The organism is Streptomyces sp. NPDC047022 (genome assembly GCF_040644155.1).
Lineage (GTDB): Bacteria > Actinomycetota > Actinomycetes > Streptomycetales > Streptomycetaceae > Streptomyces.
On the sequence record NZ_JBEYVV010000002.1, the window covers coordinates 308236 to 334670 of the forward strand.

A 26435-nucleotide genomic window follows, 5' to 3' on the forward strand; every position below is an offset into this window, starting at 1 on the left:
CAGGTGAGTGGTGGCCGAAGCGGTGCATCACGGTCAGACTCTGAGCATGGGGATGTGAAGCATGGGAGATGTGATCCGGGCGTCGCCGGAAAGGTGCGGCCGACGCGACTGAGCGGGAGGCAGCGGTGAGGACAGGGACACTGGGGCCGGCGCAGCGGGCCGAGTCACTGGCGGCGATGGCCGAGCGCGAGCTGGACGTGCTGGTCGTGGGCGGCGGCGTGGTCGGCGCGGGCACCGCTCTGGACGCCGTCACCCGCGGGCTGTCCACGGGCCTGGTCGAGGCACGCGACTGGGCGTCGGGCACCTCCAGCAGGTCGAGCAAGCTGATACACGGCGGCCTGCGCTACCTGGAGATGCTCGACTTCGCGCTCGTACGGGAGGCGCTGAAGGAGCGGGGACTGCTGCTGGAGCGTCTGGCGCCCCATCTGGTGAAGCCGGTGCCGTTCCTGTATCCGCTTCAGCACAAGGGCTGGGAGCGGTGGTACGCGGGATCGGGCGTCGCGCTGTACGACGCGATGTCGATGGCGCGCGGCCATGGCCGGGGACTGCCGATGCACCGCCATCTGACCCGCCGTCATGCTCTGCGTGTCGCACCCTGCCTGAAGAAGGACGCGCTGGTCGGGGCGTTGCAGTACTACGACGCGCAGATGGACGACGCCCGCTATGTGGCCACCTTGGTGCGCACGGCCGCGTGGTACGGCGCGAAGACGGCCAACCGGGCCCGGGTGACGGGCTTCCTCAGGGAGGGGGAGCGGGTCGTCGGCGCCACCGTTCAGGACGTGGAGGGCGGCGGGGAGTACCGGATCCGCGCCCAGCAGATCGTCAACGCGACGGGCGTGTGGACGGACGACACCCAGGCGATGGTCGGCGAGCGCGGCCAGTTCCATGTGAGGGCGTCCAAGGGCATCCATCTGGTCGTGCCCAAGGACCGGGTCAGCTCCTCGACCGGGCTCATCCTTCGGACCGAGAAGTCCGTCCTGTTCGTCATCCCCTGGGGCAGGCACTGGATCATCGGCACCACCGACACCGACTGGAGCCTCGACAAGGCCCATCCGGCGGCCTCCAGCGCGGACATCGACTACCTGCTGGAGCATGTGAACTCGGCCCTCGCCGTACCGCTCACACGCGACGACGTGGAGGGTGTCTACGCCGGTCTGCGTCCCCTCCTCGCCGGGGAGTCGGACGCCACCAGCAAGCTCTCCCGCGAGCACACCGTCGCCCATCCGGCGCCCGGTCTCGTGGTGGTGGCGGGCGGCAAGTACACCACCTATCGGGTGATGGCCAAGGACGCCGTCGACGAGGCGGTCCGCGCACTCGACCGCCGGGTCGCCGAGTGCGTCACCGAGGACGTGCCGCTGCTGGGCGCCGAGGGGTTCAGGGCGCTGTGGAACGCACGGGCTCGCATAGCCGCGCGTACGGGGCTGCACGTGGTGCGCGTGGAGCACCTCCTGAACCGCTACGGCTCGATGGCGGAGGAGGTGCTCGACCTGGTCGAGGCCGACCCCCCGCTGGGCGAACCGCTGCACGCGGCCGACGACTACCTGCGCGCGGAGGTCGTGTACGCGGCCTCGCACGAGGGCGCACGGCACCTGGACGATGTGCTGACCCGGCGGACGCGCATCTCGATCGAGACGTTCGACCGCGGTACGCGCAGCGCCCGGGAAGCGGCGGAGTTGATGGCGCCCGTGCTCGGGTGGGACGTGGACCAGATCGCACGCGAGGTCGAGCACTACGAGAAGCGGGTGGAGGCGGAGCGGGAGTCGCAGCGCCAGCCCGACGATCTGACGGCGGACGCGGCGAGGCTGGGGGCGCCGGACATCGTGCCGCTGTAGGCCGGCCGGGGCGAGTTCGAGCGCCGGACACACGGGTACGGCCGATAGGGTCCGGATCCGGGGTGTCCGGCACAGCGGCATCGGATTCCCCTCTTGACGCGGCCCATCATGGAGAACGACCCCATGGCGGGTGGACGGGGCCCGACTGCCTCCGGCCCCCCCCCACGGCGCTGCGGGAGAGCGAGGACTACGAGCGCGGACTTCGCGGCGCACGTGCGGACCCCGGCGCCCCGGTGTCCGCTGCGCCGAAGTGTCCCCGGCGCGGGACGGGCCGCCGGAACAGGGCACCCTGGGCGCTGGACGGTCCGTGCGTGAGGGACAATGAAGGCTCTGTCAGGGCGGGTTGCATGAGGGGTCGCATGTCTGAGGCGGAGCGGGCGGGAACATCCCGTCAGGACAAGAGCGAACGTCTCCTCTCCGGGCGGTATCGGCTGGGGGACGTACTCGGCCGCGGCGGCATGGGCACGGTGTGGCGGGCCGAGGACGAGACCCTGGGACGCACGGTCGCCGTCAAGGAACTGCGGTTCCCCTCGAGCATCGACGAGGACGAGAAGCGCCGCCTCATCACGCGCACGCTGCGCGAGGCCAAGGCCATCGCCCGGATCCGCAACAACGGCGCGGTGACCGTCTTCGACGTGGTCCACGAGGACGACCGGCCCTGGATCGTGATGGAACTGATCGAGGGCAAGTCGCTCGCCGAGGTCATCCGGGAGGACGGCCTGCTGGAGCCGAAGCGTGCGGCCGAGGTGGGCGTCGCGGTGCTCGACGTGCTGCGTGCCGCGCACCGCGAGGGCATCCTGCACCGTGATGTGAAGCCGTCCAATGTGCTGATCGCCGAGGACGGCCGGGTCGTGCTCACCGACTTCGGTATCGCACAGGTCGAGGGCGACCCCTCCATCACCTCCACCGGCATGCTCGTCGGCGCCCCCTCCTACATCGCGCCCGAGCGTGCTCGCGGGCACAAGCCCGGTCCCGCCGCGGACCTGTGGTCGCTCGGCGGGCTGCTGTACGCGGCGGTCGAGGGCGTGCCCCCCTATGACAAGGGGTCGGCGATCGCCACGCTGACCGCGGTGATGACCGAGCCGGTGGAGGAGCCGAAGAACGCGGGTCCGCTGAAGAGCGTCATCTACGGGCTGCTCGCCAAGGATCCCGAGGAGCGGCTGGACGACCGGAGCGCGCGGGCGATGCTCAACGAGGTCCTCCACGCCCCCGATCCCAAGGAGGTGCCGGCCGACGCGACCAGAGTCGTGGCGCTGCCGCCTGCGCCGGGGGAGCCCTCGGGCAAGACGACCGCCAAGGAGCCGTCGGGCGCCGGGGCGGCCAAGCGGGGCGATGAGCCCGCCGAGCGGCTGCGCGGGGCGCTGCGCTCCATGCGCAAGGCCGCGGCGTCCGCGGGCGCGGCCACGGCCGCCGCCGCGACGACCACGCGGTCGAAGACGTCCGGGTCCACTGCCGGACAGGAGCCCGAGGGCACCGCGGCCAAGGGCACCGCGGCCAAGGACGCGGTGACCAAGGACGCGGCAGCCGAGGCCGAGGCGGCCAAGGGCACGCCGTCCGGCGACGGGGAGGCGTCCGCGGCGAAAGCCACCGCCGCCACCAAGGCGGAGGGCGAGCCGGTCGGCACCCGCGACAAGAGCGCTGCCGCCGGATCGAACTCCGGTTCAGAGAAGCCGAAGCCGGGATGGCCCATCGTTCCGGACCCGGACCGTCCGCCGCGGCCGCCGGTGCCGCCCAGAGCGCCGCTCACCGACGTGGTGCCGAAGCGGACGCTGGTGATCGTCGCGGTCGTCGTGGTGCTGGCCGTCCTCGGGACCGTGCTCGCACTCACGCTCCACGGCGGTGACAACGGCGGCTCGCAGAACGGCAAGGGAGGTTCCGCGAAGACCTCCGCGCCCGCCGCCCCGGCCGCGGGGAAGGGGAACAAGGGCGGCACAGGCGGCTCGCACACCGACACCGGCAGTACGAACGGCTCCGCGTCGAACGGGTCCGGCGGGCAGAACACCGCGGACGGTTCACCCGCCGTCAGCCCGGGTTCGGGCGACGGCACATCGTCCGGATCCTCGGGCGGCCAGGTCGCGGTGACGAAGTACCAGGGCGATCAGGGGTATTCGATAGGACTGCCCGCGGGCTGGAAGTACACGTCCTCGGACGACGCGGGTGACCGTTTCACCGGCCCCGACGGGCAGCGGCTGCTCGTCGCCTGGACGTCGACGCCCAAGGACGACCCGGTGGCGGACTGGAAGGACCAGGAGCGCTACATCGACCACCCTCAGTACCAGCGGATCCGTATCGACAAGGTGAACTACCGCGGCTGGAACACGGCCGACTGGGAGTTCACCTACGTCGACGGCGGAACGACATACCGGGTGATCGACCGCGGATTCGTCGTCAACTCGCATCAGGGCTATGCGCTGTTGTACACGGCGAAGGCATCCGGTTGGGACGGCGATCTGCGCAAGAACACCTGGAACGCGCTGACCGGAACGTTCCGGCCGAAGTCGTGACGTACCGCGCCCCGGACGGCGGTCGCACGCGGCCGGGGCGCGCGGAGATACCCCACTTCCGGGGTTGAGGGTTGCCTCCGGCACGTATCGTGAAGGATCGCGGATCGTACGTATCCAGAACGGGACGCTGGACGAACGGAATTGACCAGCCGCGCGGCCGGGGGAGGCATCGTGGACGACTACGCGGGACGGGTGCTCGCCGACCGCTACCGCCTGCCCCTGCTTCCGGCCGACGCCTACGAACTGACGGAGACGCGGGCCTTCGACACCTACAGCGGGCAGGAAGTCCTCATACGGCAGCTGCCGTTGCCCGAGGTGGTCGAGGCGGAGGTGCTCGACGCCGACGGCCTGCCCGAGGGCTATGTGGCCAAGGGCGGCCGGTCCCGTGGGACCCCGGCCCGGACCGCCACCCGGTCGCCCGCCGACCCCACCGTACGGCGGGCGATCGAGGCCGCTCAGGCCGCCGCTCGGATACCCGACCACCCTCGGCTCGACCAGGTCTTCGACGTGTTCGCCGAGGGTGGCTCCCTGTGGGTGGTGAGCGAACTGGTGCCCGCCCGGACGCTGGCGGCGCTGCTCGTGGAGAAGCCGCTGGCCCCGTATCGCGCGGCCGAGGTCGCCTCCGACGTCCTCATGGCGCTGCGCGCGCTGCACGTCCATGGCTGGGTGCACCGGAACATCACCCCGCGCACCGTGCTCGTCTGTGACGACGGCCGGGTGGTGCTGACCGGCCTGGCGACCGGGGCGGCGGAAGAGGCACTGTGCGGTTACGACCCGGTTCCAGCGCGGGAGTCCGGGCAGGCGGAGCCGAAAGGGCAGGAAGAGCGGGCGGACCGGGCCGGCCGGGCCGGCCGGGGGGACCCAGCAGGGCCGGAAGGCCGGGCGGAGCGGGCGGAGCGGACAGCGCCGGGAAGCCGGGCCGAGCGGGCACCCGGGTCCGTCACCGGCGCGTTGGGCGTGGGCGGTTCCCCGGGGCACATGGACCCGGAGGCCGCGCGGCGGGCCGCGATCGACGCGCGGGCGAACGGCGCCGCTTCAGGCAGCGGTACGGCGGCAGGTAGCGGTACAGCCGGTGAGGGAACGGCCGGTGGCGGCGGGGTACCCGCCGTGGGGCCCCGCGCTCTGGAGTCCGCCTCGGACGTGCGGGCGGCACGTGCCGGAGCGATCGCGGCGTACCGGGCGGGAGCCCGGGCCGCGGCCCGGGTGCAGGACGAACAGCGCGGCGCCCCCGCGGCGTTGCCCGCGCCCCGGCCGGCCGGCTCCGGCGGGGGAGCACCCCCGCAGGCGCACGGGCAGCCGGGGGAGGGCCGTCCCGGGGCGGCTCCACCGGGGCGGATCGCCGACCCCTACGGCACGGAGCGCATGACGCCCTGGCACGGGGCCGTGCCGAGACCCGCGTCGCCCGCCGCCCACGACCATGCCCGTACCGCACCGCCCGGCGGCACCCTCGAACCCGGGCACGGAACTGGCGGTCCCGCCGCAAGCGGCGCGCCCACCGCCCCCTGGAGCCGCCGAGGCCCGGCCACCGCCCTGGCCGCCGAGCGGGCTCGCCAGGCGCGGATGGCCGTCGTCGGACCCGTCACCGAGCGGTGGGCGCCCGAGCAGGCCGGCCCCGTGCACGAGAACTGGCAGCTGGCGGCGCCGATCGGGCCCGCCACCGACCTGTGGGCCCTGGGCGCGCTGCTGTTCCGGGTCGTGCAGGGGAACGCCCCGTACCCGGAGGAGAACACCGCCGAACTGGTTCAGCTCGTCTGTGCCGAACCGCCCGCCTACGCCGAGGAGTGCGGCCCGCTGCGCCCGGTCGTGGAGTCGCTGCTGCGTCAGGACCCGACCGAGCGACCCGACTTCGAGGAGCTGAGCGGATGGCTGCGCTCCCTCATCCGCTCCGCACCCGAGCCCGACGCGGGCACGCATGTCGTCGCGGCCCCTCCCGCCGACCCCGGTCGGCTGCCGATCGTACGGCGCCGCGGTGAGCTGGTCCGCAGGCGCCGCGCCGGGCTGCCCGCGACCACGCACGCCCGCCACAGAAGAGCCAAGGACGAACGGCCGCCGAGACCACGCAGACTGGGCCGCACCCTGCTTCTGCTGATCCTGCTCGCGCTGGCGGCTGCCATCGCATACGCGATGGTGTTCATGCCGAAGGCCGCACCCCACGGCGGAAGCAGCGGCACCGTGGGCGAGCGGACCGGCGCCACGTCGGACGGGGCACCCGTACCGCGGCAGACCGCCTCGGGCGCGGGCAGCGCGCAGCCGCCCGGGCGGAACGGCTCCAAGAGCCCCTCCCCTTCGGACGATTCAGCGCAGACACAGACCAGCGGGGCACCGGTGGCCCAGGGCTTCACCCTGCGCACGGACCCGGAGGGCTTCCGCGTCGCCGTGGCGGACGGCTGGACCCGGACACCCAAGAACGGACTCGGTCAGATCGTCTACTCCCAGGGCGACTTCGAGCTCATCGTCGTGCCAGGACGCGACACCACCAGCCGGTACGGCGCCGATCCGCTCACCTATCAAAGGGAGTCGGAGCCCGAACTCCAGCCGTTCCGGGACTCGACCTGGGCCACCTCCAGCGGGATGAGACGCATCGACGTCGGCGGACTCACCATGGTCGAGGGCCAGTTCACCTGGGCCGACAGCGACGGGCGCGAGCTGTTCGTGCGCAACTCAGCCGTCATCGTCGCAGGTCGCTATCACGTGGTGCAGGTACGCGGTCCCGAGGCCGAACGGGACGAGGTGACACGGCTTTACGAGCAGGCGCAGCAGACCTACCGGGCTGCCGGCTGACCGCCTCGAGCCGTGCGCCGCCCATCCGGCCGAAGCTCTGTGCGGTCGACGGCCTCCACGCAACGTAGGCGAAATCAAGTCCGATTGGCCTGAATGTGCGGTGGTTCCGTCCCGTACGTGGAGGCGAGAACCGTCACAGTGCGGTCAACGTTGCGGCCCCGCCCGTTCCCTGTGCGGGAGCCGCTCTCTAGTCTGGCCTCGTCAAGAGCATTGCGGGGAAACGTGAATCAGATGCAGGGCCTGCTCCTCGCGGGCCGCTACCGCCTCGTCGACTCCATCGGCAGCGGCGGCATGGGCAGGGTGTGGCGAGCCCAGGACGAGGTGCTGCACCGGGCGGTCGCCATCAAGGAACTGACGGCCGCTCTGTACGTCACGGACAGTGACCGTGCCGTACTTCTCGCCCGTACCCATGCCGAGGCACGGGCCGCCGCACGCATCAACCACTCGGCCGTCGTCACCGTCCACGACGTCCTGGAGCACGACAACCGGCCGTGGATCGTCATGGAGCTGGTCGAGGGCGGCTCTCTGGCCGACGCGGTCAAGGAACAGAGCCGCATCGAGCCCCGTGAGGCCGCGCGCATCGGGCTGTGGGTGCTGCGCGCGCTGCGCGCGGCGCACTCCGCGGGCGTGCTGCACCGCGATGTGAAGCCGGGCAACGTGCTGCTCGCCTCCGACGGGCGCGTGCTGCTCACCGACTTCGGTATCGCCCAGGTCGAGGGCGATACGACGATCACCCGCACGGGAGAGATCGTCGGCTCCGTCGACTATCTCGCGCCCGAGCGCGTCCGCGGCCACGACCCGGGTCCGGCCTCCGACCTGTGGGCCCTCGGCGCCACCCTGTACACGGCGGTGGAGGGCAGGTCGCCCTTCAGACGGACCTCGCCGCTGACCACCATGCAGGCCGTCGTGGACGAGAACCCGACCCCCGCGCAGTTCGCGGACGCCCTGGAGCCGGTCATAGCGGCACTGCTGGCCAAGGACCCGGCGCTGCGCCCCGACGGGCCGCAGCTGGAGCAGATGCTCGCCGAGGCCGCCGAGGGCCGGCGCCCGAGGTCGGCGCAGGAGTATGTGGCGACCCAGCATGTGAACCTGAACAACGTCGACGACACGACCACGCGCGTCCGCAACAAGCATGCGCGTGACTCGCAGACATCGGCGGGAACCCTGCACCAGCCCGTTCCGGCGCCGCCCGCGCCCCGCAAGAGGCGTCGCGGACGCACGGTCGCGCTCGTCTTCGTGCTGGCCGCGGCCGTCGGCGTGGGCGGCGCGATAGCCGCGAACTACCTCGGCCACCAGGGCGATGGCTCACCGACCGCGTCCACGTCCCCGTCAGGCACCGCTGCGCCGGAAACGCAGGAGCCCGCGAGCAATCTCCCGGCGGGCTGGGTGCGCAAGAAGGACCCGGCGGGCTTCACCCTGCCCGTGCCAGGCGCGCAGTGGAAGCGGCAGCCGCTCGCCGTCCCCTCCCAGACCGACTATTCGCCCGACGGCGGAAAACACTTCATCCGCATCGCCATCGACAAGTCCTCCGACTTCGACGACGCGAACCAGCACCAGCTCGACCTGGAGCAGCAGCTTCAACGGCTGGTCGACTACAAGCGGGTGACGCTCCAGAAGAACGTCTACCGCGACCGCCCCGGTTCCCTGTGGGAGTACACATGGACGGCGCTGCGCAAGGACACGCCCTTCCCCGGGCCGCGGCACGCCGTGGAGGAGACGTACTTCGCCCGTGACGGCGTCGAGTACGCGATCTACGTGTCCGGCCCCGAGTCCGACTGGGACACGACGCAGAAGGTGTTCCGCGAGGTGCTGCGGGGGTGGCGCCAGCCGCCTGGCTGACAGCGGGGTCCGGCGGCTGACGGAACGCTCCCGCGTACGCCCGCCGCGCGCCCGCCGCACCTCGTTCGCACGCCCTCTTGCGTCGCTTGTCGGCCACCATAGTGACGGTGTCCCGGAGGGTTCAGGCCCGGTGGGGCATGATGGGGCGTATGGGGACCGAGGGGGAGAACGTCCGTGTGATCGCGGACCGCTACCAGCTTCAGGAGCGGATCGGCCGGGGCGGCATGGGTGTCGTCTGGCGGGCGCACGACCGGCTGCTGGGCCGTCAGGTGGCGGTCAAGGAACTCTCCCTCGACACCTCGCGCTCCGCCCAGGAGGTGCAGCTCCAGCGCGAACGCACCCTGCGCGAGGCGCGCGCGGTGGCGCAACTGCGGCATCCGCACATCATCGTCGTCCATGACGTCGTGGAGCACGACGGACGGCCGTACATCGTGATGGAGCTCATCGACGGCGGCTCGCTCGCCGAGCGCATCGACACGCGCGGCCCCGTGGACGCCCGCGAGGCCGCCCGCATCGGCATCGCCCTGCTCGGCGCGCTGCGCAGGGCGCACGAAGCGGGCGTACTGCACCGCGACCTCAAGCCGGCGAACGTCCTGCTCGAAGCGGGCACCGAACGCACCGTCCTCACCGACTTCGGCATCGCGCAGGTCGCGGGAGCCACCACACTCACGGAGAGCGGTTCCTTCGTCGGCTCGCCCGAGTACACCGCGCCGGAGCGGATGTCCGGGGAACGCACCGGCCCCGAGTCCGACCTGTGGTCGCTGGGCGCGCTGCTGTGCGCCGTGCTGAGCGGTGAGTCCCCCTTCCGCCGCGACTCGCTCGGCGGGATCCTGCACGCCGTCGTCGTCGACGAGATCCGTCCGCCCGCACAGGCACAACCGCTCCTGCCCGTCATCCGGGGGCTGCTGGAGCGTGACCCGGCGCGGCGCCTGGACGCGGCGGAGGCCGAGCGGCTGCTGAGGGAGTTCCTGGAGACGGGACGCACTCCACGGGTGCCCGCGCCCTACTCGCCGACGCAACGGGACGTGCCCCGGCGTTCGGTGCCGCCGGTCCCGAAGGAGGCACCCGAGGCGGCCACTCCGGCGGTGACCGCCGCGCCGCGGCCGTCCGGGTACTCCACACGCGCGGTCCTCATAGCCGCCGCTCTCGTCGCGGCCATGGCGGGCGCGGGCGTCTCGGCGGCGGCGCTGCTGATGCGGGGCGGTGGGGACGCCGGTGGTACGCACGCGAGTTCGGAGCCGCCCCGGACGGGGGTGAGCACGAGCGCGTCCGGACCGTCTGCCGCGGGACCCTCGGCGGCGCCCACGGTGACGGTGACGCGTTCGTCGTCACCCGCGCCGGCGTCGGGCACGGGGCGCACGGCACCCTCGGGGTACCGGCTGGTCCAGGACCCGGGCGGGTTCTCGCTCGCGGTGCCGGAGGGGTTCACCCGCGATCCGCAGGGCGAGCGGATCTTCTATGTGTCACCGGGGCAGACCTTCCGCCTCGGCATCAAGGCGGCGGACCCCGAAACCGGCGGCCCGATCGCGGTGATGCGGCACTCGGACGCCGAGGGGCCGTCCACCAACCCGGGCTACCGCGACGGCCGGGTCACCCAGACCTCGCACGGCGGAAACCCGGCCGCTCTCTGGGAGTTCACCTGGAACGGTTTCAGCGCGGCCGAGGGCCCGCGGCACACGTACGACCTGTGCTGGGAGCAAGGCGGCCGGATGTACGACGTGTGGGTGTCGGCACCGGTCGGGAAGACGCGGGAGGCGAAGGAGTACTTCGACGTGGCGCTCGACACGTTCGCGCCCGCGTGAGTCGAGCGGTTGGGACCGGCGTGAGTCGACCGGTTGGCGTCGGCGCGGGTCGACACGTTCGCGCCGGCGCGCGTGGCGTTCGTGCCGGCGAAGGACGGAGACAAGTCCCACGGCATGTCACGGGTCTGTGACCGGCACGGGCTCGGGGTGGTTCGCGAAGCGCCTGCGCGAGATCATGCACGCATGAGCAACCACGGGGGTGGGCCCTCCCGGGCCGAGGAGCCGACGAGTTTCGGACTGCAACCACCACGGCCGAACGTGCCGTACCCGGGCAACCCGTACGCCCGGCCGGAGTCGGCACAAGAGAGCCCCGAACCCCACGCGGTGCCCACCCAGGCCGCGCCCGAGGCGCCACGGGACCCCGGTGCCGGGCGTCTCGTCGCAGGGCGCTACCGGCTGCTCTCCAAGCTCGGTCACGGCGGTATGGGAACGGTCTGGCGTGCCAAGGACGAGACGGTCGACCGCGAGGTCGCGGTCAAGGAGCCCCGGCTTCCCGACCACCTTCCCGAACGTGAACAGGCCAACGCCTACGAGCGGATGCGCCGGGAGGCCCGCGCCGCCGCGCGCCTCGACCATCCCGCCGTGGTGAACGTGCACGACGTGGCGGTGGTCGACGGCAAGCCGTGGATCGTGATGGAGCTGGTGCAGGGCCGCTCCCTCGGCGCCGTGCTCCAGGAGGGCACTCTCGGGGTGCGGGAGGCGGCAAGGACCGGCCTCGAGGTGCTCGGCGCGCTGGAGGCCGCGCACGCGGCGGGCATCCTGCACCGCGATGTGAAGCCCGACAACGTCCTGCTGGGCCGGTACGACCGTGTTGTTCTCACCGACTTCGGCATCGCGCAGATCGAGGGCGAGACGAACCTGACGGACACCGGCGGCTTCGTCGGCTCGCCCGAGTACATCGCGCCGGAACGGGTGCTGGGCCGCCGTCCCGGCCCGGCGTCCGACCTGTGGTCGCTGGGCGTGGTGCTGTACGCGGTGACGGAGGGCGTCTCGCCGTTCCGCCGCACCAACTCGGCCGCCACCCTGCAGTCCGTCCTCAACTCCACTCCGGCGCCTCCTGCTTCGGCCCGGGGCCCGCTCGCCGACGCCATCAACGGCCTGCTGAACAAGGATCCGGCGCTCCGCCCGGACGCGGCGCAGGTCCGCCGGCTGCTGGAGGAGGCGGCCCGGGAGCCGCAGCCGGCGCCGGCCGTGCAGCTCGCCGTCCCCGGCGGCCGTGGTGTGCGTCTCGGCCGCAGGGCGCTGCTCGGTATCGGAGCGGGCGTCGTCGCGGTGGCGGTGGCCGGGTACCTGGTCGTCGCGGACCCCTTCGCGGGCCCGCTGCCGGACGGCTGGAAGCAGCGCCAGGCCGAGCAGCTGGGCGCGACGCTCGCCGTGCCCGCCGACTACCAGGTGAGCACGCCCAAGCCGGACGACACCGACAAGAACTGGGTGAAGTACACCGACTTCAGCGGCAGCATCTGGATCGGCCTGCACGTGGCGAAGAAGTCCGAGGACACCGCCCACCAGATCAAGGACTCGGCCGCGGCCGAGATGTACGCCGACAACGGGGACTTCAAGGAGAGCGGCGCCTACGAACTGGAGATGTCGTCCACGGGCCCGAAGAAGACGCAGCCGAAGCCGGCCACGTACCACGGCAGGCCGGCCGCCGAGAACACGGTCGACTACCTGACCAACGACAGCCAGAACCCCCGCCCCCGCGAAGTGAGGATCTTCTACTACAAGAACTCCGCGGGAAACATGTACAAGCTCACGATCAGCTACCCGGGCAAGGGCGACTTCACGGAGCGCGGACGCGAGGTGGCGACGGCGGCCATGGCGAACCTGGACATCGACATGTCCTAGTGCCGCGGCACCAGGGCCGGGCATCCCCGAGGGCGCCCGCGCCCGCCAAAAAGCCGGAATCTCCCCGCCGGGCATCCGACAACGCCCTGATCAGCGCGTTTGCTGCCAGCGGTCACTGGCACGATGTGGATACCCGGTGAAAGCGCGTTACCGACGGGTACCCAAACGCTCCGACCCGGCATACCCTGCGCGTCATGACGGACTCGAAGGCCCCGGAGAAGGCCACAGAGAAGACCGGTACGGGCACGGCCGGCACCAACCCCCTCGCGCCCGCCCCCGCCGGCGCCCGCAGCGCCGTCGACGTGGTCACGCCCGAGCTGGTCGCCCAGCTCACCAAGGGTGTGGCCGGCTCCGGCCGCACCGCCAACCACACGCCGTTCACCGGTGAGAAGCTGGCCGACCTTCCCGAGTCCACGCCCAAGGACGTGGCGGAGGCGTTCGCCCGGGCTCGCAAGGCGCAGTCCGCCTGGGGCGCCACCCCGGTACGGCAGCGCGCCGCCGTCCTGCTGCGCTTCCACGATCTGGTGCTCGCCCGCCAGTCCGAGATCCTCGACCTGATCCAGCTGGAGACCGGCAAGGCCCGTCTGCACGCCCACGAGGAGGTGCTGGCCGTCGCCATCGCGGCCCGGCACTACGGCCGTCGGGCGTCCGCCTACCTTCGGCCGAAGCGCCACACCGGCGCCATTCCGGCGCTCACGCGCGTCACCGAGCTGCGCCATCCGCGCGGCGTCGTCGGCCAGATCGCCCCCTGGAACTACCCCTTGGAGCTGTCGGTAGGCGACGCGATCCCGGCCTTCGCCGCGGGCAACGCCGTGGTGATGAAGCCCGACACGGAGACGTGTCTGACCGCGCTGTGGGCACGCGACCTGCTGATCGAGGCCGGGCTGCCCGCCGAGGTCTTCCAGGTCGTCATCGGTGACGGACCGGTCGTCGGCCCCGAGATCGTCAAGCACGCCGACTACGTCTCCTTCACCGGCTCCACCCGCACCGGCCGCGAGGTCGCCCAGGGCGCCGCCGCCCGGCTCGTCGGGGTCTCGCTGGAGCTCGGCGGCAAGAACGCCATGCTGGTCCTGGAGGACGCGGACATCGAGAAGGCCGCCGCGGGTGCCGTGCGTGCCTGCTTCTCCTCCGCGGGCCAGCTCTGCATCTCCATCGAACGGCTGTACGTCCACGAGTCGATCGCGGACGCCTTCCTGGAACGGTTCGTGGCCCGCACCAAGGCGATGCGGCTCGGCAGGTCCCTCGCGTACGGCGCGGACATGGGCTCGCTGGTGGGCGACCGCCAGCTGGAGACCGTGACCCGGCACGTGGAGGAGGCGGTCGCCAAGGGCGCGAAGGTGCTGGCCGGAGGCGTCGCCCGGCCGGACGTCGGCCCGTACTTCTTCGAGCCGACGATCCTCGACGGGGTCGAGGCGCCCATGTCGGTGTGCGCGGAGGAGACCTTCGGCCCGGTCGTGTCCGTCTACCGGTTCACGTCGGAGGACGAGGTGGTCGAGCGGGCGAACGCCACGCCGTACGGCCTGAACTCGTCCGTCTGGACGAAGGACGGACGGCGTGGCCGCGCCGTCGCCGCCCGACTGCGCACCGGCACGGTCAACGTCAACGAGGGCTACGCGCCCGCGTACGGCAGCGCCCAGTCGCCGATGGGCGGGATGAAGGACTCGGGACTCGGCCGCCGCCACGGCTCCGAGGGCATCCTCAAGTACACCGAGGCCCAGACCGTCGCCCACCAGCGGCTGCTGCCCATGGCGCCGTCGTTCGGCATGGACGACGAGAAGTACGCGGCGCTGATGAGCCGCAGCCTGAAGCTGATGAAGGCGTTCCGCTTCCGCTAGGCCCTGCCGAGCGGTCGGAGCACTGTCACCACCCGTTCTCAACGAGGAGAGCACGTGTCGCAGGAGAAGTCGGTCCACGCCCGGGACGAGGACGGGTACGACTATGACGTCATCGTCGTGGGGTCGGGGTTCGGCGGATCCGTCTCCGCCCTCCGCCTGACCGAGAAGGGCTACCGGGTGGGCGTGCTGGAGGCCGGACGCCGCTTCACCCGCGACACCCTCCCGAAGAACTCCTGGGACCTGAGGAACTACCTCTGGGCCCCCAAGTTCGGCATGTACGGCATCCAGCGCATCCATCTGCTGGGCAATGTGATGGTGCTGGCGGGAGCCGGGGTCGGCGGCGGTTCCCTCAACTACGCCAACACGCTCTACGTGCCCCCGAAGCCCTTCTTCGAGGACCCGCAGTGGCGGGACATCACCGACTGGCGGGAGGAGCTGGAGCCGTACTACGACCAGGCGCGGCGCATGCTCGGGGTACGGCTGAACCCGACCATGACCCCGTCCGACGTGCACCTGAAGGCCGCGGCCGAGCGGATGGGCGTGGGCGACACCTTCCACATGGCACCGGTCGGAGTGTTCTTCGGCGACGGTGAGGACGCGGACGGAGGCGTGAAGGCCAAGGCGGGGGAGCAGGTCGCCGACCCCTACTTCGGGGGCGCCGGACCGGACCGCAAGGCATGCACCGAGTGCGGTGAGTGCATGACCGGATGCCGCCACGGCGCGAAGAACACCCTCAACGAGAACTACCTCTACCTCGCCGAGAAGGCGGGAGCGGTCGTGCACCCCATGACGACCGTCGTGACGATCACGGACGACTCCCAGGGCGGATACGCGATCGCCACGCTCCCCACCGACAACCGCCGCAAGGGCAAGGGCCGGACCTTCAAGGCCCGGCGGGTCGTCCTCGCCGCCGGAACCTACGGCACCCAGACCCTGCTGCACCGTATGAAGGCGGGCGGGCTGCTGCCGCGCATCTCCGACCGTCTGGGCGTGCTGACGCGCACCAACTCCGAAGCGATCGTAGGTGCCCAGACGGACGACCGGCGCTACCGGAAGGCCACCGGCGAGGCACGGGCCGACTTCACGCGCGGGGTCGCCATCACCTCCTCGATCCACCCGGACGAGAACACGCATATCGAGCCGGTCCGCTACGGCAAGGGCTCCAACGCCATGGGCGGCATGTCGATACTCCAGGTCCCGTTCTCCGAGGGCTCGTCGAGGGCCGCGGCCTGGCTGGCCAACGCCGCCCGTCACCCCCTCCTCCTGCTGCGCTCGCTCTCCAACCGCCGCTGGTCGGAGCGGACCATCATCGGCCTGGTGATGCAGTCGCTGGACAACTCGCTGACGACGTATCTGAAGCCGGACGGAATGGGCAAGGGCCTGCTGACCGCACGCCAGGGGCACGGCTCCCCCAACCCCAAGCAGATCAGGGCGGCGTCGGAGAGCGCCGACGCGCTGGCCACCGAGATCAACGGATTCGCCGGCTCGAACGTCGGCGAGCTGATGGGCACCCCGCTGACCGCGCACTTCCTCGGCGGCTGCCCGATCGGCTCCTCCCGGGAGAGCGGAGTGATCGACCCGTACCACCGGCTGTACGGCCATCCCGGAATCTCGGTCGTGGACGGTGCTGCGGTCTCCGCGAACCTCGGCGTCAACCCGTCCTTGACGATCACCGCTCAGGCCGAGCGCGCGATGTCGTACTGGCCCAACAAGGGCGAGGCCGACCCGCGTCCGTCCCAGGGCACGGTCTATGAGCGGCTGAAGCCGGTGGAGCCGCAGTCGCCCGCGGTCCCGGCGGAGGCGTTCGGAGCGCTGCGGCTGCCGTTCCTCGGGATTCCGGCGGTGCCGCCGAAGCAGCCGAAGCAGCCGGAGAAGTAGCGGAAGCGGCGGAGGCAGAGAAAGAGCGGACCAAGAACGAAGAAAAACAAAGAAGGACAAAGAAGAAGGACCTGTGCCCCCCTCCGAGCTCAGGTCCTTCTTCTTTATGTGCGAGGCGTTCTGCACGCCTGTCGCAGTCTGGGGGCGGTTCCCCCGGGCCTTACGCGGCCGGGGAACCCGCCTTGCGGCGCCGCATCGCGAACACCACACCGCCACCGGCGACGACCGCGACACCGCCGACGAGGGCGATGGTCGGAAGCGCGGAGGAGGAACCGGTCGAGGCGAGGCTGCCGGTCACCTCCTGCGTGTTGGTCTTGCTCGGCTTGGTGGTGGGAACCGGGACCTGGCCGCCCTCCTGGGGCTTGGTGCCGTCCGTGTCCGTACCGGGTTTGACGATCTGGATGACGTAACCGGCCTGGCCCGCCGCCACGCAGTTCGCCTCCTCGTCGAAGTAGATGCCGCCGCCGATGGTCAGTGCGGAACCGACCGGAGCGCTCGACTTCACGTTCAGACGGAGCTGGTAGTCGACCGTCTTGCCGCCATCGATGTCGGAGAGGTCGAGGTAGTTCAGGGAGTAGCCGTCCTCGTCCTTGATGTCGACCCAGGTGCCGCCGACCTTCGCCTGCAGCTGGACCTCGCTGGACTTGAACGGGTTCTCGGCGTGCTCGTCGGCCGGGCCGACGCCCGCGTAGAAGATGACGTCCTTCAGGTCCGTCTTCGTCGGGTTGGCGACCTCGAGCGTGAAGGGGTGCCAGCCGCTGCCCACCGCGACCTTGCCGGGCAGGCCGGTGAGCTTCACATCGAGCTTCGACTTGTAGGCGTCCGACGAGCAGTCGGTGGCCGGCTCGGTGGGCTCACCGCTGTCGGTCGGCGTGGCCGTCGCGGGTGCCGATGCCGACGACGAAGCGGAAGCCGACGACGAGGCCGATGCGGAGGCCGATGCGGACGCGGAAGCGGAAGCGGAAGCCGACGCGGACTGCGACGCCCCCGAGTCGGCGCTCTCGGACGCCGAGCCGCTGGGCGACGGGCTGCCCGTGCTCTGGGCCGGGGACCCTGTGGGCGACTCCTCGGCGAACGCGGCCGGCGCCGAGAGAAGCGCGATCGGTGCGATGGCGGCCGTCGCCGCAGCGGCGGCCAAGGCACGGCGAAGCTTCATGAAGACCTCGGGAAGTCCGATGCGCCGCGAAAGCACGGCACATGCCTGGGAGGCCTCCGCGTGTGGGGCGCGGGTGTGGCCCTTGATTCAGTCGGTTCGGTAGGTGTGACCCGCGGCTTCTGGGAAAGGTTGCAGCGCCTTTACACGCTTCATATGTGGGGTGGGTCACACCCGTGACCGACTTGTGAACGTCAGTTCGCAGCCGTAGAACTGACCCTCGTGTCTGATCACCCCGAGCGGCCTTCCGTCCCCGACGATGTGTGGGAACGGTTCGCCCGCGACTCCGAGCGCGACATCCGCGCCTCGGCACCCAAAGAGCCGTCCGCACGGGCGCGCCTGGTCACCCAGCGGCTTCGGCGACAGGACGAACAGGGCGTGCGTCCCGGTACCTGGCGCGCCCCCACGGCATCCACCGGCCGCCGGGCGCGGCGCCCGATCTGGACGGTGATCGGAGTGCTCGTCGCGGCAGCGGTCGCCGTGGTCGCCATGAGGCCCTCGCTGCTGCCCGGCGACCCGTTCGGCACCCGTTCGGCGGCCGACACCGACACCGCGCGGCTGCCCGCCGAGTCCGGTCAGCCCACGGCGCCGCCCTCGTCCACGTCGACGGACATTCCCACCCTTCAGCACCCTTTCGCCGGTTCCCCCGCCCTGAACTGGGCAGAGGGCGAGTCCGCGATCGTGACGCCCCGCGCCGAGCCGGTCGGCACCATGACCAAGAGCCAGGTCGCCACCGCCCTGCGGCTGACGAAGACCCTGCTCGTCGACGCGAACCTCAACCCGGACACCCTGTCCGGCAAACGCCCGACGGCGGCCCTGGACGTACTGGACCCCCAGCAGCCGAGCGTTCTCTCCGACCTCAAGAAGTCCCTCGCCACTCCGTCCCAGAAATACGACCCGCTGCTGCTCATCAGCCGCTTCGATCCGCGTCAGGCGCGGCTCGTCGGCAAGACGGTGAAGGTACGCGGTCGCACCACCTTCTCCGCCGGAGACCACGGGGTGCGCGTCCACGCCGACTACACCTTCGTCTACGCGCTGTCCCGGGGCGACTCCAAGGAGGTGACCCGCACGATCGTGCGCCGTGTCATCGACACCGAACTGGACGACCCGGCGCGCTACCAGGTCACCGCGGGCAGGATCCAGCTCATCCGCTACGACTCGTACTGGGGCAACACGGCCTGCGGCGTCTACGACGGCTACCTGCACCCGCAGTTCCTGTCCGCCGCACCGTCCGGGACCGACCCGACCGGTCCGACGTCGGACCCGTACGACCGCAGCAAGGACCTCGGCAAGGCGGACAGCAAGACGTGCGAGACGGTGTCGAGGACCTGAGGAGGACCTGAAGACCTGATGGCCTGATGGCCCGAGAACCTGAGGATCCGAGAAGCGCGCCGGCCGGCCCCGGGCGTCCCCGGAGCCGACCGTTCTCCGGTGACCGGGCTGCTGTCCCCTGCCGTCCGGTCACATCCCTGGAGCGAGGTCCCACAGCGCACGGCACGCTCCGTACTCGTGCGCCTCATCGCTCCAGTGGAGCCACGCGTGGTTCTTGCGGGCCCGCCCCTGGCTGACACGGACACCGGTACCAACGAAGTCCGCGAGGCCCCGGTCACGCGCCGTACGGGTGAGAGGGCATACGAACGTGGGTGCGCCGGACGCCCGTCGAACGAGGGTCCGCGACGGTCGTCAGATGCGCCCCCGGCACAGTTCGAGCAGGGACATCGCGAGGGCCGTGCCGGGCCTGCCGAGCGCGTCCCTGTAGCGGGAGAGGATCTCCATCTCGCGGGAGAGGTTCACCCGTCGGCCGCCCGAGGCGATGCGGGCCTCCTGGATGACGGCGGAGACCGCCATGCGCTCCTGGATGAGCCCGATGATGTGGTCGTCGAGCGCGTCGATGCGTTCACGGGCGCCGGTGATCACACCGGCGGCCTCGGGGGTGCGGGCGCCGGTCTTCTCGGCTTTCCCGCTCTTCGCGGCCGTCTCGGAGGCGGAGGCGGAGGTGGCGATGGTCATGGCGGGGGCTCCTCGGTGTCGATGTCGCGGTGAGGTGCCCCGGATCCTGATGGCGGTCCGCAAACGCCAGGCGCCCCGGACCGTATCGGCCCGGGGCGCCTGGGAAGTCGCTTGTCAGTAGCTCAAGCAGCACGACCATGGCAGCCGGCGGGCCGGATGCCATAGGTAAAGAAGCAGGTCGCGTGCGTGTGCATGGACCCAGTATGCCCGGGCCGCCGCCGGTCGCCAATCGGGCCCGGATCGTGAGACGGGGAGCCGTCCGCGCCCGCCCCGTTAGAATCGGTAGCACAGCCCCTGTCAAGCCGCCGGAAGGCAACCCGTGTCATCAGCGACCCCCGCTGCCGCCGCCCCCGACACCGTCCTGGTCGTCGATTTCGGCGCGCAGTACGCCCAGCTCATCGCCCGTCGCGTCCGTGAGGCCCGGGTCTACAGCGAGATCGTGCCGAGCACCATGCCGGTCGAGGAGATGCTCGCCAAGAACCCCGCGGCGATCATCCTCTCCGGTGGCCCCTCGTCGGTCTACGAGGAGGGCGCCCCGACCGTGGACCGCTCCCTCTTCGAGGCCGGTGTCCCGGTCTTCGGCATGTGCTACGGCTTCCAGCTGATGGCCCAGGCCCTCGGCGGCACCGTGGACAACACCGGGGCGCGGGAGTACGGCCGCACGGCACTGGCCGTCTCCAGGCCGTCCTCCACGCTCTTCGAGGGCACCCCCGCAGAGCAGTCCGTCTGGATGTCCCACGGCGACGCCTGCTCCGCGGCGCCCGAGGGCTTCCTCGTCTCGGCGTCCACGGGCGTGGTCCCGGTGGCCGCCTTCGAGAACGACGAGAAGAAGCTGTACGGCGTCCAGTACCACCCCGAGGTCATGCACTCCACGCACGGCCAGCAGGTGCTGGAGCACTTCCTCTACCGCGGCGCGGGCCTGACCCCCACCTGGACCACGGGCAATGTGATCGAGGAGCAGGTCGAGGCGATCCGCGAGCAGGTCGGCACCAAGCGCGCCATCTGCGGCCTGTCCGGCGGCGTGGACTCCGCCGTGGCCGCCGCGCTCGTGCAGAAGGCGATCGGTTCGCAGCTGACCTGCGTCTACGTCGACCACGGTCTGATGCGCAAGGGCGAGACCGAGCAGGTCGAGAAGGACTTCGTCGCGGCCACCGGCGTCCAGCTGAAGGTCGTCGACGCCGAGGAGCGCTTCCTGACGGCGCTCAAGGGCGTCTCGGACCCCGAGGAGAAGCGGAAGATCATCGGGCGCGAGTTCATCCGCGTCTTCGAGCAGGCCCAGGCCGAGATCATCGCCGAGGTGGGCGAGAGCGGCGAGCCCGTCGAGTTCCTCGTCCAGGGCACCCTCTACCCCGACGTGGTCGAGTCCGGCGGCGGCACCGGCACGGCCAACATCAAGTCCCACCACAACGTGGGCGGACTCCCCGAGGACCTGGAGTTCAAGCTCATCGAGCCCCTCCGGAAGCTGTTCAAGGACGAGGTCCGCATGGTCGGCCAGGAACTCGGCCTGCCGGAGGAGATCGTCCAGCGCCAGCCCTTCCCGGGACCCGGCCTCGGCATCCGCATCGTCGGAGAGGTCACCAAGGAGCGGCTCGACCTGCTGCGCGAGGCCGACGCCATCGCCCGCGAGGAGCTGACCGCGGCCGGTCTCGACCGTGAGATCTGGCAGTGCCCGGTGGTGCTGCTGGCCGACGTCCGCAGCGTGGGCGTCCAGGGCGACGGGCGGACGTACGGCCACCCGATCGTGCTGCGCCCGGTGTCGTCCGAGGACGCCATGACCGCCGACTGGTCCCGGCTCCCGTACGACGTGCTCGCGAAGATCTCCACCCGCATCACGAACGAGGTCCGCGACGTCAACCGAGTAGTGGTCGACGTGACCTCGAAGCCCCCGGGCACCATCGAGTGGGAGTAACCCCCCTCAACTCCGACGACGCCCGCACCCCGCCAGGGGAGCGGGCGTTGCCCCATTAGGGGCGCCACGACGCACCCGCGCGCATCGACGGACGGGGACCCTCTCGATAGGGGCGCGGGGAACTGCGCAACCAACCACAATGCACCCGCACGTGCCGACGCACAGGGGCGCCCGCTCAGGGGCGCGGGGAACTGCGCAACCCCCCGCGCACCCCCAGTGGGTAACGGTTGCGCACTCTCTTCACCGAACACCTCTGGCCACCTGCAGAAACCGCCGGTAACTTCCGCTGCGTACAGGAACCCAGTGCTGGAGGACACATGCACGGGCCGACCCCGCCATCGCCCCTGCCCACCGAAAAGCTGCAGTTCGCCATGCCGCCGATGCATGAATCGCCGGACGACGAACGGCAGCACCGCAAAGAGCGCCTGGCCGGAGCCCTGCGGATCTTCGGACGGCTCGGTTTCGAGGACGGGGTGTCCGGGCACATCACCGCCCGCGACCCCGAGTACAGCGACTGCTTCTGGGTCAACCCGTTCGGGATGCCCTTCAGGCACGTCACCGTGAGCGACCTGGTGCTGGCGAACCAGGAGGGGCAGGTGATCGAGGGCCGCTACCACGTGAACCAGGCGGCGTTCACCGTGCACGTGCAGGTACACGCCGCCCGCCCGGATGTCGTCGCCGTCGCCCACTGCCACTCGGTCCACGGGCGGGCCCTCGCGGCACTCGGCGACCTGCTGGACCCCATCACCCAGGAGTCCTGTGCCTTCTACGAGGACCACGCCGTGTACGACGCCTACACCGGGGTCGCCGTCGACGCGGAGGAGGGCCGCCGGATCGCGGCCGCGCTCGACAGCCGCAAGGCACTCGTTCTGCGCAACCACGGGCTGCTGACCGTGGGCGACTCGGTGGACGCGGCGGCCTGGTGGTTCCTGTCGCTGGAACGCTCGGCCCAGGTGCAGCTCGCCGCGAAGGCGGCGGGACGGCCCGTCCTGATCGAACACCGGCAGGCGGTGGCGACGCGGGAGCAGCTCGGTGGGGACCTGGTGGCCTGGATCAACTACCAGCCGCTGTGGCAGGACATCAGCCGGAGCGAACCGGACCTGCTGAGCTGACGGCCGGAGGACGACCGTACGAGCCGGGCGGCGGTCAACCCAGAACCCTTTCTTTCACCCTCCCGGACGGGAGCCGTCGGACGTGACCCGTCCCGTACGGCACAATTCGCCTGTGTCGCCCGGAAGTTGCTGTGGCGGATGTGGCGTGGCTTGATGATCTGGCGCGGGGAAGGCGGCAGCGGGCGTGGCGGTGCAGGAAGCGGGGCGGAGCGCGGTGCGCGGCAGCGGTCCGGGTACGCACGAAGGGGGCTGCACCTGCGGGGACTGCCCGCACGGCGCGCGTGAGGGGCACCGTCGCGCGGTCGCCGAGTTCCTGGCGAAGCGGGAGCAGTACGCCTCCGGGCGGGGGCTGCCCCCGGCGGTGGCGCACTCCGCGTCGGCGTCCCGCCAGTGGGTGTCCGACGAACTGACCCAGTCAGCGGGCCTCGTCGCCGAGCGCGGCCGGGCCGAGGGCGAGGCATGGCTGGGCCGGCTGTGGCGGCGTACGGCGGCCGCTGTGTGGGGCGCGACGGGCGTGCTGCTGCTGGCTCAGGCGCTGACGGCGATCGGCGCGGGCTGGACCGTGGCGCGCACGACCGGACTGATCGCGGCCGTGCTGACGGGCGCGGCGCTGACGGCGGCGGCCTGTCTGCACCGGGCGCGCGGCGGAGTGCTCGCGCCCCTGATCGGGGAGGACAACCGGCTGTCGACCTCCCGCGCGGTGGCGGCCGGTTGGGTGCTGTTCGTGGTGTACACGGTGCTGGTGCTGGCCGGTGAACTGGCGGCGGCCTCGGCGCGGGGCCGGCGCGACGCGCTGCTCGCCGGACTCGGTCTGGCGCACGGGGCGGGCGTGGTGACCGTGGTCGCGGTGATCTGCGGGATCGCCGTCCTGGTGCGACGCGTGGTGGGAGTGCGGGTGCTCGGCCAGCGTCTGCAGAAGATCCGTGCCGACCGGCCGCGTGCGGCGGATCTGCTGACGGACGACGCGGGCCGCGGCAGTTTCGCCGACACGCAGTATGTGGTGATCGGCGCGGTCGCCCTGGCCTTCGCGGTGGTACGGCTGGCCCGCCGCCCCGACCGGCTGCCCGATCTGCCGTGGAGCCTCGCCCTGCTTGTTCTGGTCTCGGCGGCCACCTATCTCGCGGCCAAGTACGCGGAGGGCGGCCGTCCGGTGGTCCTCTCGGTGGTCAGGGTGCGGGAGGCGGGCGATCTGGACGCGCCGATCCGCACGGGTGACGACATCGAGATCCGCGGAGTCGGCTTCGTACCGCCCGGCGCCCAGACAGCGGACAGTCTGTCCCGCATGGTGGTCCGCATCGGCGCTGTCCATGTCCACGTGCCCCTGGTCCCGGTCATCGGCGGCTTCAGCAACCCGACGGACACGCTCGTGACGGTTCCGGTCCCGGTGGACGTGGAGCCGGGGCGGGTGGAGGTGCAGGTGGTGACCGCTGCCGGGGTGGAGACCAATCGGGTGGGAATCGAGGTGACGGAATGAAGGCTCGCCCGAACCGACTTCTCCCAGGCAGGAGGCGGATCAAGGAACGCCTGACGCGCCGGAAAATATGAGAAATCAGGGCGCCGCGCTTGAGCCGACGTCCCTCTTCGCACGTATGGTCTGTTGAGGAGTCAACGGCATGGCGAGCGAGAGGCGGCGGACACGATGGCTCAGGACATTCGCACGGACTCCCACACCTCGTACCTCGATGCGCGCCGCGACGGGCGGGACGCCGCCGTCCGGTACGCGCTCCTTCCCCTGCGTATCTTCCTCGGCGTCACCTTCATCTACGCGGGCCTGGACAAGTTCACGGACAGCGCTTTCATGCACGCCTCGGGCGCCGGTTCGATCGGCGACCTCATGCACAGCGTGCGGGGCTCGTCGGCGATCCCGGCCCTGGTCGACCTCGCGCTGAAGAACCCTGTCGGCTTCGGCTACGCCATCGCCCTGGGCGAACTGGCCGTCGGCATCGGCACACTCGTCGGCCTGCTGGGCCGCATCGCCGCGCTCGGTGGCGCGCTCATCTCGATGAGCCTCTGGCTGACCGTCAGCTGGGCGTCCAGCCCCTACTACTACGGCAACGACCTCGCCTATCTGATGGCGTGGATTCCGCTGGTCCTGGCGGGCACGCCGTACCTGTCCCTGGACGCCGCGCTCCACGCCCGCAGGCGGCGCGCCGACAGCTGACCGGCAGCCTAAGGAGCCGTCGCCCCGTCCCGCCCGGCCTCCGGCGCCCGGCGGGCCTGGCGGCGGCTCCTGCGTATCGCGCCGGCCAGCAGGCCCGTTAGGGCCGCGAGGCACAGCCCACCCGCGACCATCGGGGCGACCGCGAACCACGGCGCCTTCCAGGCCCCGCTCGCGTCTCCCAGGTACACGACTCCCGTGGCGGCGAGGACGGCACCGGCGATCAGCCGGCCGGGCTGGAACTCATGACGCAGCACGGTCCACCTCCACCTGTCCCGCACCGACCTCGAGGCCGAGGCGGAGCGTGGCCGCATTCCGCGTCCCCGACGCGGGGGAGAGCGTCACCTGCTTGTGCCTGCCCGGTTTCACGTCCACGTCCTTCCCGGACTCGCCCGGCAACTTGATGTCGCCGACGCCCGCGTCGATCTGCAGCTCCACCCTGGCGTCCTTGGGGACCACCACCCTGAGACGGCCCACGCCCACCTGCGCACGGGTCGACACGGTCTGCCCTCCCGCGAGCTCGAGACGGCTGAGGTCGAGGGTGCCCACGCCGGCGCCCAGCTCGTACTTGTCCCGGACGGCCGTCGCCGAGGCGGGCGCCCAGGTCGTCCGGTCCCAGTGCGTGCCGATGTTGTCGGGCAGGGCGGCCGATCCTGCCAGCAGCCCCGCCGTGATGATCGCCAGGAAGACCGATCCCGCTCCCGTACGGCCCAGGAAGGAGCTGATCGCGATGCCCAGGCCCAGGACCACGAGCGCACTCGCCAGCCCCGTCTGCAGACTCGTGCCGAGCGCCCGGTCGTGCCAGGTCAGACCCATGCCGAGACCACCGGCGAGCAGGGCGAGCAGAAAGATCCAGCCGCCTGTCCAGCGTGGGCCCTTCGGCCTTGCCCCCTCCTCGGCGCGCGGTCGCTGTCCATAAGGCCGTCCGCGGACGCCACCGGCCGCCACCGCGGCGACGGTAGGGGCCGGTGTGTCGCTGGGGCCCCACAGATAGCCCGTACCGCCCACATGCGTTCCGTCCTTGACGATGGGCTCGCGCCACCAGGAGGGATAGGAGGCGGGTACGGGCGGTGCCGTGGCCTCCGGCGGCGCATCGGCCACCGCCTGCGCCGCGAGCGGGTCGGGGTCGGGGGCGCCGCGCTGCCGCGACCAGTAACCCGCGCCCGCGAGAAGCAGCGACACGACGGCGGCGAAGGTCAGCACCCCGCCGTTTCTGAGCATCGAGAGGAAGACCCCGCAGCCCACCAGGGCGAAGAGGACCGCTGCCAGAGCCTGGCCGTCGACACGGCCGGTCAGCAGCTTGCGGATCTCGTTCTCCTCCTCGTCCTCGTAAGGGACCAGGAGCCATACGAACCCGTAGAAGATGAGACCGAGGCCGCCCGTCGCGGAGAGCACCGCGAGCACGATCCGGAAGATCACCGGGTCCATGTCGCACTGGCGGCCGAGACCTGCGCAGACGCCGCCCAGCATCTTGTACCGCCGGTCCCGCCGGAACGGCCCCGGGCCCTCTTCCGCGTCCGCGCCCGGGGGGCGGGCCGCGTCCCCGTGAGCGCGCGGCTCCTCCCCCGCCGCGGAGCGGTGCCCGGCGGCGGGGACATGCCCCGCGCCGGGGTCGTCCCCCGCTGCCGCGTGCTGCTCGTCCGTCATGGGTCCATGGTCGCCGCCGCGGCCGTCCGGCGGCAGTCGGGACGACCCTGGCAGAACCCTGAGATCTGCCCTGACACCCGGCGAGGGAGGCGTTCGGCCACCGGATTCGGAGATCAGGGGAGTCTAGGGG

General features: G+C 71.6%; 18 protein-coding genes. 14 read left to right on the top strand and 4 right to left on the bottom strand.

Going from position 1 to position 26435, the window contains the following annotated elements; all coding sequences use genetic code 11:
• Positions 1-125: 125 nt before the first annotated feature.
• The 8 genes from ABZ845_RS04895 to ABZ845_RS04930 all read left to right on the top strand — a co-directional run bounded on the left by ABZ845_RS04895 (position 126) and on the right by ABZ845_RS04930 (position 16316).
• Positions 126-1832, top strand: coding sequence for a glycerol-3-phosphate dehydrogenase/oxidase (locus tag ABZ845_RS04895; RefSeq protein ID WP_360972974.1), 1707 nt, complete (start codon positions 126-128; stop codon positions 1830-1832).
• 359 nt (positions 1833-2191) lie between these two features.
• A complete protein-coding gene (locus tag ABZ845_RS04900) occupies positions 2192-4336 on the top strand; it encodes a serine/threonine-protein kinase (protein WP_360972976.1) in 2145 nt (714 codons plus the stop codon).
• Between the two features lie 171 nt (positions 4337-4507).
• Positions 4508-7117, top strand: a complete 2610-nt coding sequence (locus ABZ845_RS04905; protein ID WP_360972978.1) for a protein kinase — start codon at positions 4508-4510, stop codon at positions 7115-7117.
• A gap of 231 nt (positions 7118-7348) precedes the next feature.
• Complete coding sequence (locus ABZ845_RS04910; RefSeq protein WP_360973085.1) at positions 7349-8956, top strand: serine/threonine-protein kinase; 1608 nt, start codon at positions 7349-7351, stop codon at positions 8954-8956.
• 149 nt (positions 8957-9105) lie between these two features.
• A complete protein-coding gene (locus tag ABZ845_RS04915) occupies positions 9106-10758 on the top strand; it encodes a serine/threonine-protein kinase (protein ID WP_360972980.1) in 1653 nt (550 codons plus the stop codon).
• A gap of 183 nt (positions 10759-10941) precedes the next feature.
• Positions 10942-12603, top strand: coding sequence for a serine/threonine-protein kinase (locus tag ABZ845_RS04920; protein ID WP_360972982.1), 1662 nt, complete (start codon positions 10942-10944; stop codon positions 12601-12603).
• 194 nt (positions 12604-12797) lie between these two features.
• A complete protein-coding gene (locus tag ABZ845_RS04925; RefSeq protein ID WP_360972984.1) occupies positions 12798-14438 on the top strand; it encodes a succinic semialdehyde dehydrogenase in 1641 nt (546 codons plus the stop codon).
• 54 nt (positions 14439-14492) lie between these two features.
• Complete coding sequence (locus ABZ845_RS04930) at positions 14493-16316, top strand: GMC family oxidoreductase (protein WP_360972986.1); 1824 nt, start codon at positions 14493-14495, stop codon at positions 16314-16316.
• A gap of 160 nt (positions 16317-16476) precedes the next feature.
• Here ABZ845_RS04930 and ABZ845_RS04935 read toward each other — a convergent pair whose 3' ends face one another.
• The gene (locus ABZ845_RS04935; RefSeq protein WP_360972988.1) at positions 16477-17115 is read right to left on the bottom strand and encodes an LPXTG cell wall anchor domain-containing protein; all 639 of its coding nucleotides are present in this window, start codon (positions 17113-17115) and stop codon (positions 16477-16479) included.
• Between the two features lie 37 nt (positions 17116-17152).
• Between ABZ845_RS04935 and ABZ845_RS04940 the strand changes: the two genes are divergently transcribed.
• Together ABZ845_RS04940 and ABZ845_RS04945 are read left to right on the top strand one after the other, a co-directional pair.
• Positions 17153-17575 carry a hypothetical protein gene (locus ABZ845_RS04940; RefSeq protein WP_360972990.1) on the top strand — a complete coding sequence of 141 codons (423 nt, stop codon included), beginning with the start codon at positions 17153-17155 and terminating at the stop codon, positions 17573-17575.
• A gap of 116 nt (positions 17576-17691) precedes the next feature.
• The gene (locus tag ABZ845_RS04945; RefSeq protein ID WP_360972992.1) at positions 17692-18801 is read left to right on the top strand and encodes a hypothetical protein; all 1110 of its coding nucleotides are present in this window, start codon (positions 17692-17694) and stop codon (positions 18799-18801) included.
• Between the two features lie 351 nt (positions 18802-19152).
• Here ABZ845_RS04945 and ABZ845_RS04950 read toward each other — a convergent pair whose 3' ends face one another.
• Positions 19153-19479 (bottom strand): chorismate mutase, encoded by a 327-nt coding sequence (locus ABZ845_RS04950; protein ID WP_360972994.1) that lies wholly within the window; start codon positions 19477-19479, stop codon positions 19153-19155.
• A gap of 319 nt (positions 19480-19798) precedes the next feature.
• On the opposite strand from ABZ845_RS04950, the gene guaA reads away from it, so the two are divergent.
• The 4 genes from guaA to ABZ845_RS04970 all read left to right on the top strand — a co-directional run bounded on the left by guaA (position 19799) and on the right by ABZ845_RS04970 (position 24661).
• Positions 19799-21388 carry a glutamine-hydrolyzing GMP synthase gene (guaA, locus tag ABZ845_RS04955; protein WP_360972996.1) on the top strand — a complete coding sequence of 530 codons (1590 nt, stop codon included), beginning with the start codon at positions 19799-19801 and terminating at the stop codon, positions 21386-21388.
• Positions 21389-21705: 317 nt separating this feature from the next.
• Positions 21706-22500 carry a class II aldolase/adducin family protein gene (locus tag ABZ845_RS04960; RefSeq protein ID WP_360972998.1) on the top strand — a complete coding sequence of 265 codons (795 nt, stop codon included), beginning with the start codon at positions 21706-21708 and terminating at the stop codon, positions 22498-22500.
• Positions 22501-22684: 184 nt separating this feature from the next.
• Complete coding sequence (locus ABZ845_RS04965; protein ID WP_360973000.1) at positions 22685-23974, top strand: hypothetical protein; 1290 nt, start codon at positions 22685-22687, stop codon at positions 23972-23974.
• 165 nt (positions 23975-24139) lie between these two features.
• Positions 24140-24661, top strand: coding sequence for a DoxX family protein (locus tag ABZ845_RS04970; protein WP_360973002.1), 522 nt, complete (start codon positions 24140-24142; stop codon positions 24659-24661).
• A gap of 8 nt (positions 24662-24669) precedes the next feature.
• Here ABZ845_RS04970 and ABZ845_RS04975 read toward each other — a convergent pair whose 3' ends face one another.
• Together ABZ845_RS04975 and ABZ845_RS04980 are read right to left on the bottom strand one after the other, a co-directional pair.
• Positions 24670-24915: a hypothetical protein gene (locus ABZ845_RS04975; protein WP_360973004.1), complete on the bottom strand. Its 246-nt coding sequence runs from the start codon at positions 24913-24915 to the stop codon at positions 24670-24672.
• Positions 24902-26305, bottom strand: a complete 1404-nt coding sequence (locus tag ABZ845_RS04980) for a PspC domain-containing protein (RefSeq protein WP_360973006.1) — start codon at positions 26303-26305, stop codon at positions 24902-24904. Before ABZ845_RS04980 ends, ABZ845_RS04975 begins: the two co-directional genes overlap by 14 nt.
• Positions 26306-26435 lie beyond the last annotated feature (130 nt).